Origin of the sequence: Arthrobacter sp. 2MCAF15, assembly GCF_052115605.1 — a bacterium.
In the GTDB taxonomy this organism is placed as follows: domain Bacteria; phylum Actinomycetota; class Actinomycetes; order Actinomycetales; family Micrococcaceae; genus Arthrobacter.
Window position 1 is genome coordinate 238,198 of the sequence record NZ_JBFRGZ010000004.1, and the last position, 16,589, is coordinate 254,786.

Here is a 16,589-nt window from a genome sequence, read left to right on the forward strand (position 1 = left end):
CATGCCGTGCGGCGCCGGTTCCCCTCAGCAGTCGGCTGATGTATGCGGCTGATGTATTCGGCGGATGTATGCGGTTGATGTATTCCTGAAGGAGCATGTGAATTTCTGGCTGCCGCACACTCGTGAGAAACTAAGCCGGTGACGCATACAACAGTGCCCGTAATCTTCGACCTTGACGGCACTCTTGTCGATCCCGCCGGCGGGATTACCGACGGAATCGCCGCCGCCCTCACGGAGCTCGGCCTTCCCGTTCCGGCGAAATCCCTGCTGGATGCCATGATCGGCCCCAAGCTGAGCCACTCCCTCACGGAAGTCGCCGGGGTCCCGGCCGACCAGCTGGAAGACGCCATCCGCATCTACCGCGCGCACTACAAGTCCACCGGCATCGCACAAAGCCGGCTCTATCCCGGCATCCGCACCCTCCTCGAGGACTTCGTGGCCGCCGGCCGCCCCATCGCCGTCGCCACCCAGAAGCCGGAAGGGCTTGCCCGCACTGTCCTGGCCCACCACGGCATCGCCGGGCTCTTCCACAGCATCCGGGGCTCCGCGGCCGACGAGGCCGCAACGGGCGCCGGGCCGGCGTCCGCAGGTGAAGGCTCAGTTCCGGAAGGGAAAGCCGAAATCGTCGCGGCCGCCCTCTCGGACCTGGCCGCGGCGGACCCCGCTGCGGCCCGCCGGGCCGTGATGGTGGGGGACCGGGCACAGGATGTGGCCGGGGCGTCCGCGAACGGACTGGACTGCATCGGCGTAGGCTGGGGTTTTGCGCCCGACGGCGAACTGCACGAAGCCGGGGCCGTCGAGATCGTCCACAACACCACGGCGCTACACGCGACGATCACCAGACTCTCCGAACGCCCGGGGACCACAGCCCTGAACGAGGTGCACACCGATGGCAATGTTTGACGCAATCCGCTGGACCACGCGCGGGCTGATATCCACCACTTGCCGTCCCACGGTCATTGGCCTGGAAAACGTGCCCACGGACGGGCCGTTCATCGTGGCGCCGAACCACCTCTCCTTCCTGGACAGTGTGATCGTCCAGGCCCTCATGCCACGGCCCGTCGCGTTCTTCGCGAAGGCCGAGTACTTCACCACCGGCGGCTTCAAGGGCAAAGCCATGAAGTCCTTCTTCGAAGCCGTGGGCTCCATCCCCGTAGAGCGCGGCGAGCAGGCCGCGAGCGTCCAGGCACTCAAGACCCTCCTGGACATCCTCGACTCCGGCAAAGGCGTGGGCATCTACCCCGAAGGCACGCGCTCCCGGGACGGCATCCTCTACCGCGGCCGCACCGGCGTCGGCTGGCTGGCCCTCACCACCGGGGCACCCGTGATACCGGTGGGCCTGATCGGCACGGAGCATCTGCAGCCCGCCGACAGCAAGTCCGTCAAGCCGCAACACTTCACCATGAAGGTGGGTGAGCCGCTGTACTTCGAGAAGACCGGCCCGGACCACTCCCTGCCGGCCCGCCGCCAGGTCACGGACCGCATCATGGACGCCATCGCGGAGCTGAGCGGCCAGGAACGCTCCACGAGCTACAACCAGAGCAAGACGGTCGAGTAGCGCCGGCCGGTGCCACGGCACCTCCGCCGGCTCAGTAGACTTGATGTGTGGCAGATCCAGCGAGTTACCGACCCCAGACGGGTGAAATTCCGACCAATCCGGGCGTGTACCGCTTCCGCGATCCGCACGGCCGGGTCATCTACGTCGGCAAGGCCAAGAACCTCCGGTCCCGGCTGAATTCCTACTTCGCCAACCCTGCCGGGCTCCTGCCCAAAACCTACGCGATGGTGCACACGGCCAGCAGCGTCGAGTGGACTGTGGTGGGCAGCGAGCTCGAGTCACTGCAGCTCGAATACACCTGGATCAAGGAATTCACGCCGCGCTTCAACGTGATGTTCCGGGACGACAAGACCTACCCCTATTTGGCCGTCACCATGGGGGAGAAGTACCCGCGCGTCCAGGTGATGCGCGGCGACCGGCGCAAGGGAACCCGGTACTTCGGCCCGTACACCGCCGGCGCGATCCGGGACACCATGGACACCCTGCTGCGCGTGTTCCCGGTGCGGAGCTGCAGCGCCGGGGTGCTCAAGCGTGCCGAGGCCAGCGGCCGGCCCTGCCTCCTCGGCTACATCGACAAATGTGCCGCGCCCTGCGTCGGGCGGATCTCCGCCGAGGACCACCGCGCCCTCGCCGAGGACTTCTGCACTTTCATGGGCGGCGAAGCCAAACCGTTCGTCAACCGGCTGGAACGGGAGATGGCCGCGGCCGTCGCCGAGCTCGACTACGAACGCGCGGCCCGCCTCCGGGACGACATCGTGGCGCTGAAGAAGGTCTTCGAACGCAACGCCGTGGTCCTCGCCGAGGGCACGGACGCCGACGTCTTCGCCCTCCACGAAGACGAGCTCGAGGCCGCCGTCCAGGTATTCCACGTCCGCGGCGGCCGGATCCGCGGCCAGCGCGGCTGGGTGGTCGAAAAAGTCGAGGACTCCACCACCCCGGAGCTGGTCGAACACCTGCTCCAGCAGGTCTACGGAGAGGAAGCCGGGCTCCAGGGCAGGCTGCCCCGGGAAGTCCTGGTCCCCGCCGAACCGTCCAACGCCACGGAGCTCGCGCAGTGGCTCAGCGGGCTGCGCGGGGCCCGGGTGGACGTCCGGGTACCGCAGCGCGGAGACAAGGCCGCCCTGATGTCCACGGTGCGGGAAAACGCCGAGCACGCGCTCAAGCTCCACAAGTCCCGGCGCGCCGGCGACCTCACCATGCGCTCCCAGGCCCTCCAGGAACTCCAGGAGGCCCTCGAACTGCCGGTGGCGCTGCTCCGGATCGAGTGCTTCGACATCTCTCACGTCCAGGGCACCAACGTGGTCGGCTCCATGGTGGTGGTTGAGGACGGGCTGCCGAAAAAGTCCGACTACCGGAAGTTCGCCATGACCGGCGCTGCCGCGAACGACGACACCGCGGCCATGCACGACGTCCTGACCCGCCGTTTCCGGCACTACCTTCAGGAACAGGCCGAAATGGCGGCAGCCGCGGCCAAACCTGCACACCAGGCCGCGCTGGAAGCGGCAACTGCCGCGGCAGTCGCTGACTCCACGACGCCGGCTCCGCGGAGCAAGTTCGCCTACCCGCCCAACCTCGTCGTCGTCGACGGCGGCAAGCCGCAGGTCAACGCCGCCGCCCGGGCACTGGCAGAACTCGGCATCGAGGACGTGTACGTCGTCGGCCTCGCCAAACGGCTCGAGGAAGTCTGGCTGCCGGACAGCGATTTCCCGGTGATCCTGCCCCGCGCCTCGGCCGGCCTGTACCTGCTGCAACGGATCCGCGACGAGGCCCACCGCTTCGCCATCACCTTCCACCGGCAAAAGCGGGGGAAGGCCATGACGGTCTCCGCGCTGGACGGCGTGCCCGGGCTGGGGGAGTCCAAACGCAAGGCACTCCTGGCCGAGTTCGGGTCCGTCAAGGGCATCAAGGCCGCGACGCAGGAGGAGCTCACCGGTGCCAAGGGGATCGGTCCCTCCCTGGCCGCTGCAATCGTCCGGCACTTCACCGACGACGGCGGCGACGACGCCGTCACGGTCCCGGCGATCAATATGACCACTGGTGAAATCCTCGACGCCTAGCCGGTGCCGCCAGACTTAGCTAGCGCCGCCAAACTTAGCTAGGGTAAGGACTTGGGAAACGGCACGGCCGCGGCATCACCGCGGCCCGCGCCCAATCCCGACCGCAAGAGCAGAACGCACAGGCAGAGATGGGGCTTCACTGATGGCAGAGTCGACGGCAGGATCCGACACGGATGCGGACGGCATGACACCGGTCAAACCCGTGGAGGCGGAACTGCTCGTAGTGACCGGAATGTCCGGAGCCGGCCGGAGCACCGCCTCGGACGCCCTGGAGGACCACGGCTGGTACGTCGTGGAAAACCTCCCTCCGCAGATGCTCGGCACGCTCGCCGAACTGGTCTCGCGGACCCCGCACTCGATGTCCAAGCTCGCGGTAGTGATGGACGTCCGGAGCAATGAACTGTTTGCCGACATGCGCGCGGCCCTCCGGGCCCTGGAAGCCACCGGCGTGACCTTCCGCGTGCTGTTCCTGGACGCCAACGACGACGTCCTGGTACGCCGCTTCGAGCAGGGCCGCCGGCCCCACCCTCTCCAGGGCGGCGGCCGGATCCTCGACGGGATCGCCGCCGAACGCGAACTTGTTCGTGAGCTGAAGGACACCGCCGACATCGTCCTGGACACGTCCTCCCTGAACGTCCACGGTCTGGCCACGGCCATCACCGAACTCTTCAGCGAAACCGGGCCGGTCGCGCTGCGGCTGAACGTGATGAGCTTCGGCTTCAAGTACGGGCTGCCGGTGGACGCGAACTTCGTCGCCGACGCCCGCTTCATCCCCAACCCGCACTGGGTCCCGGCGCTGCGCCCGCACACCGGGCTGGACAAGGACGTCAGCGACTACGTGCTGGAAGCCCAGGGCGTCAGCGACTTCGTGGAACGCTACGTCCTGGCCCTCGAACCTGTCCTGGACGGGTACCGGCGCGAGAACAAGCACTACGCCACGATTGCCGTGGGCTGCACCGGCGGCAAGCACCGTTCCGTGGCCGTCGCCGTCGAACTCTCACGGAGGCTGGCGCAATACCCGCGCGTCACCGTGACGACGACGCACCGGGACCTGGGCCGCGAGTAATGGCGCTGCTGACCGGCCCGCTGCCCCTCGTCCCCCCTGCCAGCGCGGCCTTCGCGAGCCAGCAGGACAAGGGACCTTCCGTCGTCGCGCTCGGCGGTGGCCACGGCCTGTCGGCCTCGCTGTCGGCCCTGCGCCTGCTGACCTCCGAACTCACCGCGATCGTCACGGTCGCGGACGACGGCGGATCCTCCGGCCGGCTCCGTGAGGAGTACGGCGTCCTGCCGCCCGGGGACCTCCGCATGGCGCTGTCCGCGCTGTGCGACGACACCGACTGGGGACGCACCTGGCGCGATGTCATGCAGCACCGTTTCGCCCCCGGCAAGGGCCGCGGCGGGTCCCTCGATGAGCACGCCATGGGCAACCTCCTGATTGTCACCCTCTGGGAGCTCCTAGGCGACACCGTTGCAGGCCTGAAGTGGGCCGGCGCCCTGCTCGGCGCGCGCGGCGAGGTCCTGCCGATGTCCAGCATCCCCTTGACGATCGAAGGCCAGGTCCGGGTCACCGCCCCAGACGGCACCACGGCGCTGCAGACGCTTTCCGGACAGGCCAAGTGCGCGGTGGCGGGGTCCCTGGAACACGTCCGGCTCCTGCCCGAAAACGCCCCCGCGTGCATGGAGGCACTGACGGCGATCGAACTGGCCGACTGGGTGATCCTGGGGCCGGGCTCCTGGTACACATCCGTGCTGCCGCACCTGCTGCTGCCGGAAATGCGCGAGGCCCTCTGCAACACCGCCGCCCGCCGCTGCCTGACGATGAACCTCGCCACAGACACCAAGGAGACCGCCGGCATGAGCGCCGCCGACCACCTCCGGGTCCTGCGCGAATACGCTCCCGACTTCACGATCGACGTCATCCTGGCCGATCCGGCGTCGGTCCAGGACCTGCCCGATTTCGAACAGGCGGCCGGAATGCTCGGAGCCGAGGTGGTCTTGGGTAAAGTGGGGGCGTCTGGTCGCCGTCCGGTCCATGATCCGTTGCGGCTGGCGACGGCGTACCACGATATTTTCGGGAACAGTTAGGAAAGGTGCCATGGCACTGACAGCATCAGTCAAGGAAGAACTTTCCCGTCTGGATATCAAGAAGTCATCAGTCCGCAAGGCCGAGGTATCGGCCATGCTGCGCTTCGCCGGCGGGCTGCACATCATCTCCGGCCGGATCGTGATCGAGGCCGAAGTCGACCTCGCCTCAACCGCACGCCGGCTGCGCGCCGCAATCGCCGAGGTCTACGGCCACCAGAGTGAGATCATCGTCGTCTCCGGCGGTGGGCTGCGCCGCGGCAGCCGCTACGTGGTCCGCGTGGTGCGCGACGGCGAGGCCCTGGCCCGCCAGACCGGGCTCCTGGACGCCCGCGGCCGCCCCGTGCGCGGCCTTCCGTCAGTAGTAGTGAACGGCTCCGCCGCCGATGCCGAGGCCGTCTGGCGCGGCGCCTTCCTGGTGCACGGCTCGCTCACCGAGCCCGGCCGCTCCTCCGCCATGGAAGTCACCTGCCCCGGGCCCGAGTCGGCCCTGGCCCTCGTCGGCGCCGCCCGCCGCCTCGGCATCCAGGCCAAGGCCCGCGAGGTCAGGGGAGTGGACCGCGTGGTGATCCGCGACGGCGACACGATCGCCGCCCTGCTGACCCGGATGGGCGCCCATGACGCGCTCATGGTCTGGGAGGAACGCCGCATGCGCAAGGAAGTCCGCGCCACGGCCAACCGGCTCGCCAATTTCGACGACGCCAACCTGCGCCGCTCCGCCCAGGCCGCGGTTGCCGCAGGGGCACGGGTGGACCGCGCCCTGGAAATCCTGGGCGACGACGTCCCGGACCACCTCAAGTACGCCGGCGAGTTGCGGGTGGCACACAAGCAGGCCAGCCTGGACGAGCTGGGCCGCCTCGCCGATCCCGTCATGACCAAAGACGCGATTGCCGGCCGGATCCGCCGCCTGCTGGCCATGGCGGACAAGCGCGCCCAGGACCTGGGCATCCCTGGCACCGAGGCCAATGTGACGCCGGAAATGCTCGACGACTAGGCCGCCCCTAGAATCGACAGCAGGGCCCGGCGTTGGGTCCCCCGCAATCTTCCGGATGTCCCGCATCCGGATGCACAATCCGAGAGTTACCGAACCGGACGTCCCGTCCACGACATTGGAGGATTTTGTGACCGAGTACGTACTGCCCGAGCTCGACTATGACTACGCAGCGCTGGAACCGCACATCTCTGCGAAGATCATGAAGCTGCACCACAGCAAGCACCACGCAGCCTATGTGGCCGGCGCCAACAACGCCCTCGCCCAGCTGGCCGACGCGCGCGAGAAGGGCGACTTCGCCAACATCAACCGCCTCTCCAAGGACCTCGCGTTCCACACCGGCGGCCACATCAACCACTCCGTTTTCTGGAAGAACCTCTCCCCGGACGGTGGCGACAAGCCCGAGGGCGAGCTCGCCGCGGCCATCGATGACACCTTCGGCTCGTTCGACGCGTTCCGTGCCCAGTTCAGCGCCGCGGCGCTGGGCCTGCAGGGCTCCGGCTGGGGCTTCCTGGCCTACGAGCCGATCGGCGGCAACCTGGTGATCGAGCAGCTCTACGACCAGCAGGGCAACGTCGCGCTCGGCACCACCCCGCTGCTGATGCTGGACATGTGGGAGCACGCCTTCTACCTGGACTACGTCAACGTCAAGGCCGACTACGTCAAGGCCTTCTGGAACATCGTGAACTGGGCCGACGTCGCCAAGCGCTTCGACGCCGCCCGCAAGAACGCGACGGGCCTGATCACCCTGTAGTGAACCGCCGGACGTGACGGAAGCGACTTCCGTTTGTAACAAACCTCACATTACGGGCCGTTCCGCCCGAATTGTGGACGGACTGCCCCCGCACTTGCGGGGGCAGTCCAGGTTAAACGTAAGATGGATCACGGAAGGCGGTTAGCCTTCAGCAATGTGGCTGGTCGTCCTCCGGTAATTATCTCTGCCCAATGGCGTGCGGGATCTGTTAGTTGGCTTGAACGCCTTCTCAACTAGTCGTGCTCGCAGGAGCACCAAGGAGACTGAAAACGTGACGACCCGTATTGGCATCAACGGCTTTGGCCGCATCGGCCGCAACTACTTCCGCGCAGCCCTCGCACAGGGCGCAGACCTTGAGATCGTTGCGGTCAACGACCTCACCAGCCCGGAAGCCCTCGCTCACCTCTTCAAGTACGACTCCGTGGGCGGCCGCCTGGCCGAAACCATCGAGGTCAAAGACGGCAACATCGTCGTCGACGGCAACATCATCAAGGTCCTCGCCGAGCGCGACCCCGCGAAGCTGCCCTGGGGCGAACTCGGCGTCGACATCGTCATCGAGTCCACCGGCTTCTTCACGAAGGCCGCAGATGCGCAGAAGCACATCGACGCCGGTGCCAAGAAGGTCCTGATCTCCGCGCCCGCGTCGGATGAAGACATCACCATCGTCATGGGCGTCAACGACGGCCTGTACGACAACGCCGCGCACCACATCATCTCCAACGCCTCCTGCACCACCAACTGCCTCGGCCCGCTGGCCAAGGTCATCAACGACGCCTTCGGCATCGAGCGTGGCCTGATGACCACTATCCACGCCTACACGGCCGACCAGAACCTGCAGGACGGCCCGCACAAGGACCTCCGCCGCGCCCGCGCCGCCGCCATCAACATGGTGCCCACCTCCACCGGAGCGGCCAAGGCAATCGGCCTGGTCCTGCCGGAGCTCAAGGGCAAGCTCGACGGCTACGCCATCCGCGTTCCCGTCCCCACCGGCTCCGCCACCGACCTGACGGTCACGGTCTCCCGCGAGACCACTGTCGCCGAAGTCAACGCCGCCCTCAAGGCAGCATCCGAGACCGAGGAGCTCAAGGGCCTGCTGACCTACACCGACGAGCCGATCGTCTCCTCGGACATCGTCGGCGACCCGGCGTCGTCCATCTTCGACTCCGGCCTCACCAAGGTAATCGGCGACCAGGTCAAGGTCGTGTCCTGGTATGACAACGAATGGGGCTACTCGAACCGCCTCGTGGACCTCACGGAGCTTGTCGCGTCCAAGCTGGGCTAGGGTAAGACTCATGACATTCCACACCCTCAACGAACTGATCGCTGATGGTGTCCGCGGGCGGTACGTTCTGGTCAGAAGTGACCTGAACGTGCCGCTCGACGGCTCTACAGTGACTGATGATGGCCGCATCAAGGCCTCCCTTCCAGTGCTGGCGAAGCTCACGGACGCCGGTGCCCGCGTGCTGGTCACAGCACACCTGGGCCGCCCCAAGGGCGCCCCAGAGGAGAAGTACTCGCTCAAGCCCGCAGCCTCCCGGCTGGCCGAGCTTGCCGGGTTCAAGGTCTCACTTGCCGGCGACACCGTCGGCGAGTCGGCCAAGGAGCTTTCCGCCGCGCTGCAGGACGGCGAAGCGCTGGTCCTGGAGAACGTGCGCTTCGACGCGCGGGAGACCTCCAAGGACGACGCCGAACGCGGCGCCTTCGCTGACGAGCTCGTCGCCCTCACCGGCGGCAACGGCGCGTTCGTCGATGACGCCTTCGGCGCCGTGCACCGCAAGCACGCCAGCGTGTACGACGTCGCCACCCGGCTGCCCTCCTACCAGGGCGACCTGGTCCGCACGGAGGTCGAGGTGCTGCGCAAGCTCACCACCGACACCCAGCGGCCCTACGTGGTGGTCCTCGGCGGCTCCAAGGTTTCCGACAAGCTCGCCGTCATCGACAACCTCATCGGCAAGGCGGACACGATCCTGGTGGGCGGCGGCATGCTGTTCACCTTCCTCGCCGCGTCCGGCCACAAGGTTGCGGGCAGCCTGCTCGAAGAGGACCAGATCCCGGTGGTCCAGGACTACCTGAAGCGGGCGGCGGACGCCGGCACCGCGTTCGTGGTGCCCACCGATGTTGTGGTGGCGAGCAAGTTCGCCGCCGACGCCGAGCACGAGACCGTCGCCGCCGACGCCATCGAGTCCAGCAGCTTCGGGGGCAAGGGCATCGGACTGGACATCGGTCCGGATTCGGCCGCGGCCTTCGCCGAACACATCAAGGGCGCCAAGACCGTGTTCTGGAACGGGCCCATGGGCGTGTTCGAATTCGCGGCCTTCGCCGGCGGCACCCGGGCCATCGCCCAGGCGCTGACCGAGACGGACGCGTTCACGGTGGTTGGCGGCGGCGACTCCGCCGCGGCGGTCCGGACACTCGGCTTCGCCGATGACCAGTTCGGCCACATTTCCACCGGCGGCGGCGCCAGCCTGGAGTACCTTGAAGGCAAGGAACTCCCCGGCCTGAGCGTCCTCGACCGCTAGACCCTCCAGCCGGCAGGGCCCTGTCCCCGGACGGGGCCCTGCCGGCTGTTCCACTGCTAAGAACCTTTTGGAGACCACGTGACTACGTCAACCAACGGCAAATTCGACCGCACGCCCTTCATCGCCGGCAACTGGAAGATGAACATGGACCATGTCCAGGGCATTACCCTCCTGCAGAAGCTGGCGTGGACCCTGTCCGACGCCAAGCACGACTACAGCCGGGCGGAGGTTGCCGTTTTCCCGCCGTTCACCGATCTCCGCGGCGTCCAGACACTGGTCCAGGGCGACGAACTCAAGGTTGTCTACGGTGGCCAGGATCTGTCCCCGGCCGACTCGGGCGCCTACACCGGCGACATCTCCGGACAGTTCCTCGCCAAGCTCGGCTGCAGCTACGTGCTGGTGGGCCACAGCGAACGCCGCACCATCCACAACGAGTCCGACGAGGTGCTGAACGCCAAGACCAAGGCAGCCTTCCGGCACGGCATCACCCCCGTCCTCTGCGTCGGCGAGGGCCTCGAGATCCGGCAGGCCGGCACCCACGTGGACCACACGCTCGTCCAGCTCCGCGCCGGCGTCGAGGGCCTCACCCCGGAGCAGGCCGCCGAGCTCGTCGTCGCCTACGAGCCCGTCTGGGCCATCGGCACCGGCGAAGTTGCCGGTCCCGAGGACGCACAGGAAATGTGCGCAGCCATCCGCGCCGAGCTGTCCACCCTCTTCGGAGCCGACGTCGCTGCCAAGACCCGCCTCCTCTACGGCGGCTCGGTCAAGGCGAACAATGCGGCCTCAATCCTCAAGGAGCGCGACGTGGACGGATTGCTGGTCGGTGGTGCCAGCCTGGACGCCGCCGAGTTTGCTAATATTGTCAGGTTCGAGAGTCACCTGCTGACGGATTAGTCCGGACACAGTTTGGCCCCCGTAATCCAATTCTTCTGAAAGGCCGTCGTGGACGTTCTTCATGTCATTCTGCAGGTCCTCCTGGGCATCACCAGCCTCCTGCTGACGTTGCTCATCCTGCTCCATAAGGGACGCGGAGGCGGCCTGTCCGACATGTTCGGCGGCGGCATGAGCTCGGGCCTGAGCTCCTCCGGCGTCGCGGAACGGAACCTCAACCGGTTCACGATCATCCTCGGGATCACCTGGGGCGTCGTAATCGTCGCCCTGGGCCTGCTCATGCGGTTCAGCACGGGCGCCGATTCCTAGGATGACCGTTTCGATAACTTCATAAAGGGTCCTTAAGGCCCTCCCGGCATCGGGAACTCCCACTCTAGACTGGCGTCTTGCACACGTCCGCCAGCCAAGTAGCCAGGAGTTCCCGATGCTGCATTCTGCTTCCGGATTCAAAGGAATCCGTGTGGGCGCTACCGAGGGGGCAACTCCCCGCCACGAGCCAATGAACGGGGCCGGCGTACGCCAGCCCCGTATTCGTGTCTCCTTCCGGTGCGCCAAGGGCCATGAAACCACGCTCGTGTTCGCGCAGCTGCCGGAGGAACAGATCCCGGGAGTCTGGGACTGCCGGCGCTGCGGCGGGACCGCAACCCGTGACGAAGCGAAGTTTGGCCTCGAGGAAGCGCCGCTGGAGGGTTTCAAGACGCACCTGGAATACGTTAAAGAACGGCGCTCCAGCCAGGACGCCGAAGACGTGCTGGCTGGAGCGCTCGAACGGTTACGCTCCCGACGGTCCCTTCCGGACGAGCTGCTCCGGGACCCGTGAGGCCGCGTTCTCGTCAATCAGCCACAGGGTTTCCTGGCGGCCGCGCGGCCCTGCCGCGGGAACCTGCACGGGATTGGCACCGGCCAGGGCCAGTCCCACCGCGCCGGCCTTGTCGTCACCGGCCACCACCATCCACACCTCGGATGCCGTATTGATCGCCGGCAGCGTCAGCGATACCCGGGCCGGCGGCGGCTTGGGGGAGTTCTGGACCCCTACGACAGTCAGTTCCTTCTCCCGGATACCGGCTTGCTCCGGGAAGAGCGACGCGACGTGCGCGTCCGGCCCGACGCCGAGGAGGACGATGTCCAGGCGCGGGAGCCGCGCCGGGTGTTCCGGCCTGACGTCAGACATGTCCGCGGCGTGCTCGGCGGCTGCCGCCTCGGCGAGGCGGCGCGCATAGTCCGCGGCCGCCTCATCAGGGCTCTCGAAGTCGTCGGTGGAACCGGGGACGTGGACACGCGCCGGATCAACGCTGATATGGGACAGCAGGGCCTCCTGCGCCTGACGGGCGTTGCGCTCGGCGTCGTCCGCCGCCACAAAGCGCTCGTCACCCCACCAGAAGTTCACCTTGGACCAGTCCACGGCCGACGCCGCCGGTGATTCGGCCACCGCCTTGAGCGAACCGATGCCCATGCTGCCCCCGGTAAGCACCACCGTGGCCTCGCCGTGCCGGTCCTGGATATCCACGAGCTTGGTGATCAGGCGGGCTGCGATCGCAGCCATCAGGACGGTCGAGTCTGGATGGATGCTTACTCTCGGATCAGCGCTCACTGGGACGGACACTCCTTAGATTGGTACGTGGCAGTCCCATAGTAATCACTTCGCCGAACACTTCGTCCGGATCCAGGCGGCGGAGTTCTTCTGCCAGGCAGTCCTTGAGGCTGCGCCGGGGCAGGGAGATCCGCTGCGCGGGCTGGCCGGGCTGGGTCAGCTCCGCGATGGTCAGTCCCGGACGGAAGAGCTGGATGTCGCCGCCGGGCCGGGTCAGCCGGACACGCCGGATCCCGGTGCCCGCCGGGTCGGCCACGATTGTGACCGGAACGTCCAGGGCCAAGGTCAGCCAGGCCGCGAGCAGCACGGTGCTGGGGGAGTCCGAGGCGCCCTCGACGGCGACGGCCGTCACCGGCGAGTCGTCCACCTGGTCCAGCACTGCGGCCAGCTGGATGCGCCAGTTGGTCAGGCGGGTCCAGGCCAGGTCCGTGTCGCCGGCCTTGTACGTGCGGCGGATGTTCTCCAGCGCCGCGACCGGGTCCGCTTCATTGGCCGAGTCGGTGATCCGGCGGTGCGCGATGCCCCCGATCGAGGTCTGGCACGCGTTCCGGGGGGCGCCGTGCGGCCACCAGGCCACAATGGGCGCATCCGGAAGCAGCAGGGCCGCGACCAGGGATTCGCTTTCCTCGGCGAGTTCGCCGTAGCCGCGCAGCAGGATGACCTCGGAGGCCCCGGCGTCGCCGCCGACCCGGATCTGGGCGTCCAGCCGGGTCGGAGCCGAGGCCCCGGCGTCGGCGAGGACGATGATCCGGCACGGGTGTTCCCGGCTGGCCTCGTTGGCGGCCTCGATGGCCTCCTCCTCGAGCCCGGAGCGGGTGACCACCACAAGGGTCAGCACCCGGCCCAGGGCGATCACGCCGCCCTGCTCGCGCAGGGCCATGATCTTCTTGGAAATCTTGGAGGTGGTGGTGTCGGGAAGATCTACGATCATGGCCTTCTCCAGGTTCGTCCGTCGCGGGCAAGGAGCTCGTCGGCCGAGGCGGGGCCCCAGCTGCCGGGCGCATAGGGCTGGGGCTGTTCGTCAAGGCCGGCCCAGTAGTCCTCGAACGGGTCAAGGATCTTCCAGGACAGTTCGACTTCCTGGTGCCGGGGGAACAGCGGCGGCTCGCCCAGGAGCACGTCGAGGATGAGCCGTTCGTAGGCTTCGGGGCTGGACTCGGTGAAGGAGTGGCCGTAACCGAAGTCCATGGTGACGTCGCGGACCTCCATCTGGGTGCCCGGGACCTTGGACCCGAACCGGATCGTGGCGCCCTCGTCGGGCTGGACCCGGATCACGACGGCGTTCTGGCCGAAGTCGTCCTCGCTGTGATCGCGGAAGAGCAGGTTCGGTGCGCGCTTGAACACGACGGCGATCTCCGTCACCCGGCGCCCCAGGCGCTTGCCGGCCCGCAGGTAGAACGGCACGCCGGACCAGCGCCGGGTGTTGATGTCCACCCGGATCGCGGCAAACGTCTCGGTCTTGGAATCGGCCGGGATGCCCTCTTCCTCCAGGTAGCCCAGGACTTCCTCGCCGCCCTGCCAGCCGCCGGTGAACTGACCGCGGGCGGAGTGGGTGGAGAGGTCATCGGGGAGCCTGACGGCGGCGAGGACCTTTTCCTTCTCGGCCCGCAGGTCATCGGCGTTGAACGAGATGGGCTCTTCCATCGCCGTCAGGGCAAGGAGCTGCAGCAGGTGGTTCTGGATGACGTCGCGGGCCGCGCCCACGCCGTCGTAGTAGCCTGCCCGGCCGCCGGTGCCGATGTCCTCGGCCATGGTGATCTGGACGTGGTCAACATAGTTGGCGTTCCAGAGCGGCTCGAACAGCTGGTTGGCGAAGCGCAGTGCCAGGATGTTCTGCACCGTCTCCTTGCCCAGGTAGTGATCGATCCGGAAGACCGCGTCCGGCGGGAACACCGATTCGACGATGTCGTTCAGCTGGCGGGCCGACTCGAGGTCGTGGCCGAACGGCTTTTCGATCACGACGCGGCGCCAATTGTCTCCTCCGGCCTGGGCCAGGCCGTGCTTGGAGAGCTGGCGGCAGACCTGTTCGAACGCCTTCGGCGGGATCGAGAGGTAGAAGGCGTGGTTGCCCCGCGTCCCGCGCTGCTCGTCGAGCTCATCGATCGTCTCGCCGAGCCGCTTGAACGCCTCGTCGTCGTCGAACTCGCCCTGCACGAAGCGGATGCCCTCGGAGAGCTGCTTCCAGACCGTCTCATCGAACGGCGTGCGGGCGTAGGCCTTGACGGACTCCTTGACTTCCGCGGCGAAGTCCTCGTTCTCCCACTGCCGGCGGGCAAAGCCCACCAGGGCAAAGCTCGGCGGCAGCAGCCCGCGGTTGGCGAGATCGTACACGGCCGGCATGAGCTTCTTGCGGGCGAGGTCCCCGGTCACCCCGAACAGGACCAGCGATGACGGCCCGGCAATACGGTTCAGACGGCGGTCACGGGGGTCCCGGAGCGGATTGCGCCCCCGGCCGGCCGTGTTCCTGCCGCCGTTGTAGGTTTCTGGCATGGTTGCGTGGGTGCCTTAGCTTTTGGTGGAAGATGCTGCTTGGCCGGCAAGGGACGTGACGAGCTCCTGGAGCTGCTTCACACCCGCGGCGCGGTCGGTCAGGTGCAGCCGGAGGACCGGACGGCCGTGTTCGGACAGGACCTGGGCATCGCCTGCGGCCTGCGCCGAGATCAGCTCGCCGAACGTAAACGGCCGGTCCGGAATGGCGAGGTCCGTCGCGGAAGCGGCCGTAACCTGCAAGAAGACGCCGATCGCGGGTCCGCCCTTGTGGAACTGGCCGGTGGAGTGCAGGAACCGTGGGCCCCAGCCGAACGTGACAGGGCGGCCGGTGACCGCGGCCAGCTCGTCCCGGACGCCTTCGAAGCTGGCGTAAGCGAGCCGGTCGAAGTAGGCCTGGACGCTCAAGTAGTTGTCCGGGCCGAGTTCGGCGAGCAGGGCGCTGACGGCCTCTGCCGCGGTTGCTGCGTCGCGGAGCCATTCACCGCCACGGACCTCGATGGCGCCGTCGGTGAAGTTGGCCGGCGTCGGCTCGGGCTGCGCGTCCAGCAGGCCGCGTGCGGCGATTTTGGCTGCCTCGACGTCGGGCTGGTCGTACGGGTTGATGCCCAGCAGGCGGCCGGCGACGGCGGTGGCGAACTCCCACACCATCATCTGGGTGGCGAGGCCGCCGGCAATGGCGACCTCGTTCTCGCCGAGCTGCACGTCGGCGTCGGCAGCGACGAGCCGGATGACGAGGACGTCCGGAGCGCCCAGCGTCGCCTCCGGGGAGGCTGGACCGGCGACGACGGGCAGCACACCGGTGCCCAGCTTGCCGGTGGATTCGGCGATGAGCTGTTCGGCCCAGTCGGCGAAGCCCACGATCCCGGATCCGTCCTCGGCGATGACGATCTTGTTGCGCAGCGGGCTGGTGCCGCCCAGGGCGGTGCCGAGGGCCAGCCCGATGTTGTCCTCGGAGTCCTCGTTGAGGATCTCGGCGGCTTCCTCGGCCTCGTCCAGGAAGGCTTGGATGTCCACCCCGGCCAGCCCACAGGGGACCAGTCCGAAGGCGGTCAGGGCCGAGAAGCGGCCGCCAACGTTGGGGTCGGCGTTGAAGACGGCGCGGTAGCCGGCTTCACGGGAGGCCTTGTCCAGCGGTGAGCCCGGGTCGGTGACGATGATGATGCGGCTCTTCGCGTCGATCCCGGCATCGGTGAATGCCTGCTCGAAGATCCGGCGCTGGGAATCGGTCTCCACGGTGGAGCCGGACTTGGACGAAACGACAATGGCCGTTTCGGCAAGTCGGTCCGCCAGGGCGGCACTGACCTGTTCGGGGTCGGTGCTGTCCAACACAGTCAGCTCGACACCAGCGGTGCCCGCGATGACTTCAGGCGCCAGCGAGGACCCGCCCATGCCGCAAAGGACAATGCGCGTCACGCCGTCGGCCTTCAGCGCGTCACGCAGTGCCAGGATGTCGCCGACCAGCGGCTGGGAGACGGTGGCCGCCTCGACCCAGCCCAGCCGGACAGCGGATTCCTGCTCTGCGTCCGGACCCCACAGAGTGTGGTCCTTCGCGAAGATCCGGGTGGCAATGCGGTCTTCCAGCAGTGCCGGGAGGTGCTGCTCATGTGCCTGGCGGGCTGCGCCGGTGGCGTCGTAGCTGAGTGTGCTCATAGTGGG

The 16,589-nt window shown here is 67.6% G+C and carries 16 protein-coding genes; 12 read left to right on the forward strand and 4 right to left on the reverse strand.

Annotation, left to right across the window (positions count from 1 at the left end; translation table 11 throughout):
• Window positions 1-138: 138 nt before the first annotated feature.
• The 12 genes from AB4089_RS07005 (at window position 139) to AB4089_RS07060 (ending at window position 11,672) form a co-directional block, all read left to right on the forward strand.
• On the forward strand, window positions 139-903 hold the full coding sequence (locus AB4089_RS07005) for an HAD hydrolase-like protein (protein ID WP_441408574.1): 765 nt from the start codon (window positions 139-141) through the stop codon (window positions 901-903).
• The gene (locus AB4089_RS07010; RefSeq protein WP_441408575.1) at window positions 890-1,558 is read left to right on the forward strand and encodes a lysophospholipid acyltransferase family protein; all 669 of its coding nucleotides are present in this window, start codon (window positions 890-892) and stop codon (window positions 1,556-1,558) included. The genes AB4089_RS07005 and AB4089_RS07010 overlap by 14 nt, the downstream gene beginning before the upstream one ends.
• Before the next feature lie 47 nt (window positions 1,559-1,605).
• On the forward strand, window positions 1,606-3,615 hold the full coding sequence (gene uvrC, locus AB4089_RS07015) for an excinuclease ABC subunit UvrC (RefSeq protein WP_441408576.1): 2,010 nt from the start codon (window positions 1,606-1,608) through the stop codon (window positions 3,613-3,615).
• A gap of 142 nt (window positions 3,616-3,757) precedes the next feature.
• Window positions 3,758-4,681, forward strand: a complete 924-nt coding sequence (rapZ, locus tag AB4089_RS07020) for an RNase adapter RapZ (RefSeq protein WP_441408577.1) — start codon at window positions 3,758-3,760, stop codon at window positions 4,679-4,681.
• Entirely contained in the window at window positions 4,681-5,700 is a 1,020-nt protein-coding gene (locus tag AB4089_RS07025; protein WP_441408578.1) for a gluconeogenesis factor YvcK family protein, read from the forward strand. The genes rapZ and AB4089_RS07025 overlap by 1 nt, the downstream gene beginning before the upstream one ends.
• A gap of 10 nt (window positions 5,701-5,710) precedes the next feature.
• Window positions 5,711-6,691 carry a DNA-binding protein WhiA gene (whiA, locus tag AB4089_RS07030; RefSeq protein ID WP_018772999.1) on the forward strand — a complete coding sequence of 327 codons (981 nt, stop codon included), beginning with the start codon at window positions 5,711-5,713 and terminating at the stop codon, window positions 6,689-6,691.
• 127 nt (window positions 6,692-6,818) lie between these two features.
• Window positions 6,819-7,442, forward strand: a complete 624-nt coding sequence (locus tag AB4089_RS07035) for a superoxide dismutase (protein WP_441408579.1) — start codon at window positions 6,819-6,821, stop codon at window positions 7,440-7,442.
• A 271-nt stretch (window positions 7,443-7,713) separates the two neighbouring features.
• The gene (gene gap, locus AB4089_RS07040) at window positions 7,714-8,724 is read left to right on the forward strand and encodes a type I glyceraldehyde-3-phosphate dehydrogenase (protein ID WP_079549564.1); all 1,011 of its coding nucleotides are present in this window, start codon (window positions 7,714-7,716) and stop codon (window positions 8,722-8,724) included.
• A 10-nt stretch (window positions 8,725-8,734) separates the two neighbouring features.
• A complete protein-coding gene (locus AB4089_RS07045) occupies window positions 8,735-9,961 on the forward strand; it encodes a phosphoglycerate kinase (protein ID WP_441408580.1) in 1,227 nt (408 codons plus the stop codon).
• Between the two features lie 78 nt (window positions 9,962-10,039).
• Entirely contained in the window at window positions 10,040-10,855 is an 816-nt protein-coding gene (gene tpiA / locus AB4089_RS07050; RefSeq protein ID WP_441408581.1) for a triose-phosphate isomerase, read from the forward strand.
• Between the two features lie 48 nt (window positions 10,856-10,903).
• On the forward strand, window positions 10,904-11,161 hold the full coding sequence (gene secG / locus AB4089_RS07055) for a preprotein translocase subunit SecG (protein WP_441408582.1): 258 nt from the start codon (window positions 10,904-10,906) through the stop codon (window positions 11,159-11,161).
• Window positions 11,162-11,276: 115 nt separating this feature from the next.
• On the forward strand, window positions 11,277-11,672 hold the full coding sequence (locus AB4089_RS07060; RefSeq protein ID WP_441408583.1) for an RNA polymerase-binding protein RbpA: 396 nt from the start codon (window positions 11,277-11,279) through the stop codon (window positions 11,670-11,672).
• On the opposite strand, the gene pgl is transcribed toward AB4089_RS07060, so the two are convergent.
• The 4 genes from pgl to AB4089_RS07080 are packed head-to-tail and all read right to left on the reverse strand — an operon-like array spanning window position 11,625 to window position 16,583.
• A complete protein-coding gene (pgl, locus tag AB4089_RS07065) occupies window positions 11,625-12,443 on the reverse strand; it encodes a 6-phosphogluconolactonase (protein WP_441408584.1) in 819 nt (272 codons plus the stop codon). The genes AB4089_RS07060 and pgl overlap by 48 nt on opposite strands.
• Entirely contained in the window at window positions 12,433-13,374 is a 942-nt protein-coding gene (locus tag AB4089_RS07070) for a glucose-6-phosphate dehydrogenase assembly protein OpcA (protein ID WP_018772991.1), read from the reverse strand. Before AB4089_RS07070 ends, pgl begins: the two co-directional genes overlap by 11 nt.
• Window positions 13,371-14,933 (reverse strand): glucose-6-phosphate dehydrogenase, encoded by a 1,563-nt coding sequence (gene zwf / locus AB4089_RS07075; protein ID WP_441408585.1) that lies wholly within the window; start codon window positions 14,931-14,933, stop codon window positions 13,371-13,373. The genes AB4089_RS07070 and zwf overlap by 4 nt, the downstream gene beginning before the upstream one ends.
• A gap of 15 nt (window positions 14,934-14,948) precedes the next feature.
• The gene (locus tag AB4089_RS07080; protein ID WP_441408586.1) at window positions 14,949-16,583 is read right to left on the reverse strand and encodes a glucose-6-phosphate isomerase; all 1,635 of its coding nucleotides are present in this window, start codon (window positions 16,581-16,583) and stop codon (window positions 14,949-14,951) included.
• Window positions 16,584-16,589: the final 6 nt, after the last annotated feature.

Excerpts from the sequence above, each read along its gene's own strand:
- AB4089_RS07060 (WP_441408583.1), top strand. The coding sequence starts at position 11,277 with ATGCTGCATTCTGCTTCCGGATTCAAAGGAATCCGTGTGGGCGCTACC.
- AB4089_RS07010 (WP_441408575.1), top strand. The coding sequence starts at position 890 with ATGGCAATGTTTGACGCAATCCGCTGGACCACGCGCGGGCTGATATCC.
- AB4089_RS07070 (WP_018772991.1), bottom strand. The coding sequence starts at position 13,374 with ATGATCGTAGATCTTCCCGACACCACCACCTCCAAGATTTCCAAGAAG.
- rapZ (WP_441408577.1), top strand. The coding sequence starts at position 3,758 with ATGGCAGAGTCGACGGCAGGATCCGACACGGATGCGGACGGCATGACA.
- AB4089_RS07080 (WP_441408586.1), bottom strand. The coding sequence starts at position 16,583 with ATGAGCACACTCAGCTACGACGCCACCGGCGCAGCCCGCCAGGCACAT.
- whiA (WP_018772999.1), top strand. The coding sequence starts at position 5,711 with ATGGCACTGACAGCATCAGTCAAGGAAGAACTTTCCCGTCTGGATATC.
- zwf (WP_441408585.1), bottom strand. The coding sequence starts at position 14,933 with ATGCCAGAAACCTACAACGGCGGCAGGAACACGGCCGGCCGGGGGCGC.
- AB4089_RS07025 (WP_441408578.1), top strand. The coding sequence starts at position 4,681 with ATGGCGCTGCTGACCGGCCCGCTGCCCCTCGTCCCCCCTGCCAGCGCG.
- AB4089_RS07045 (WP_441408580.1), top strand. The coding sequence starts at position 8,735 with ATGACATTCCACACCCTCAACGAACTGATCGCTGATGGTGTCCGCGGG.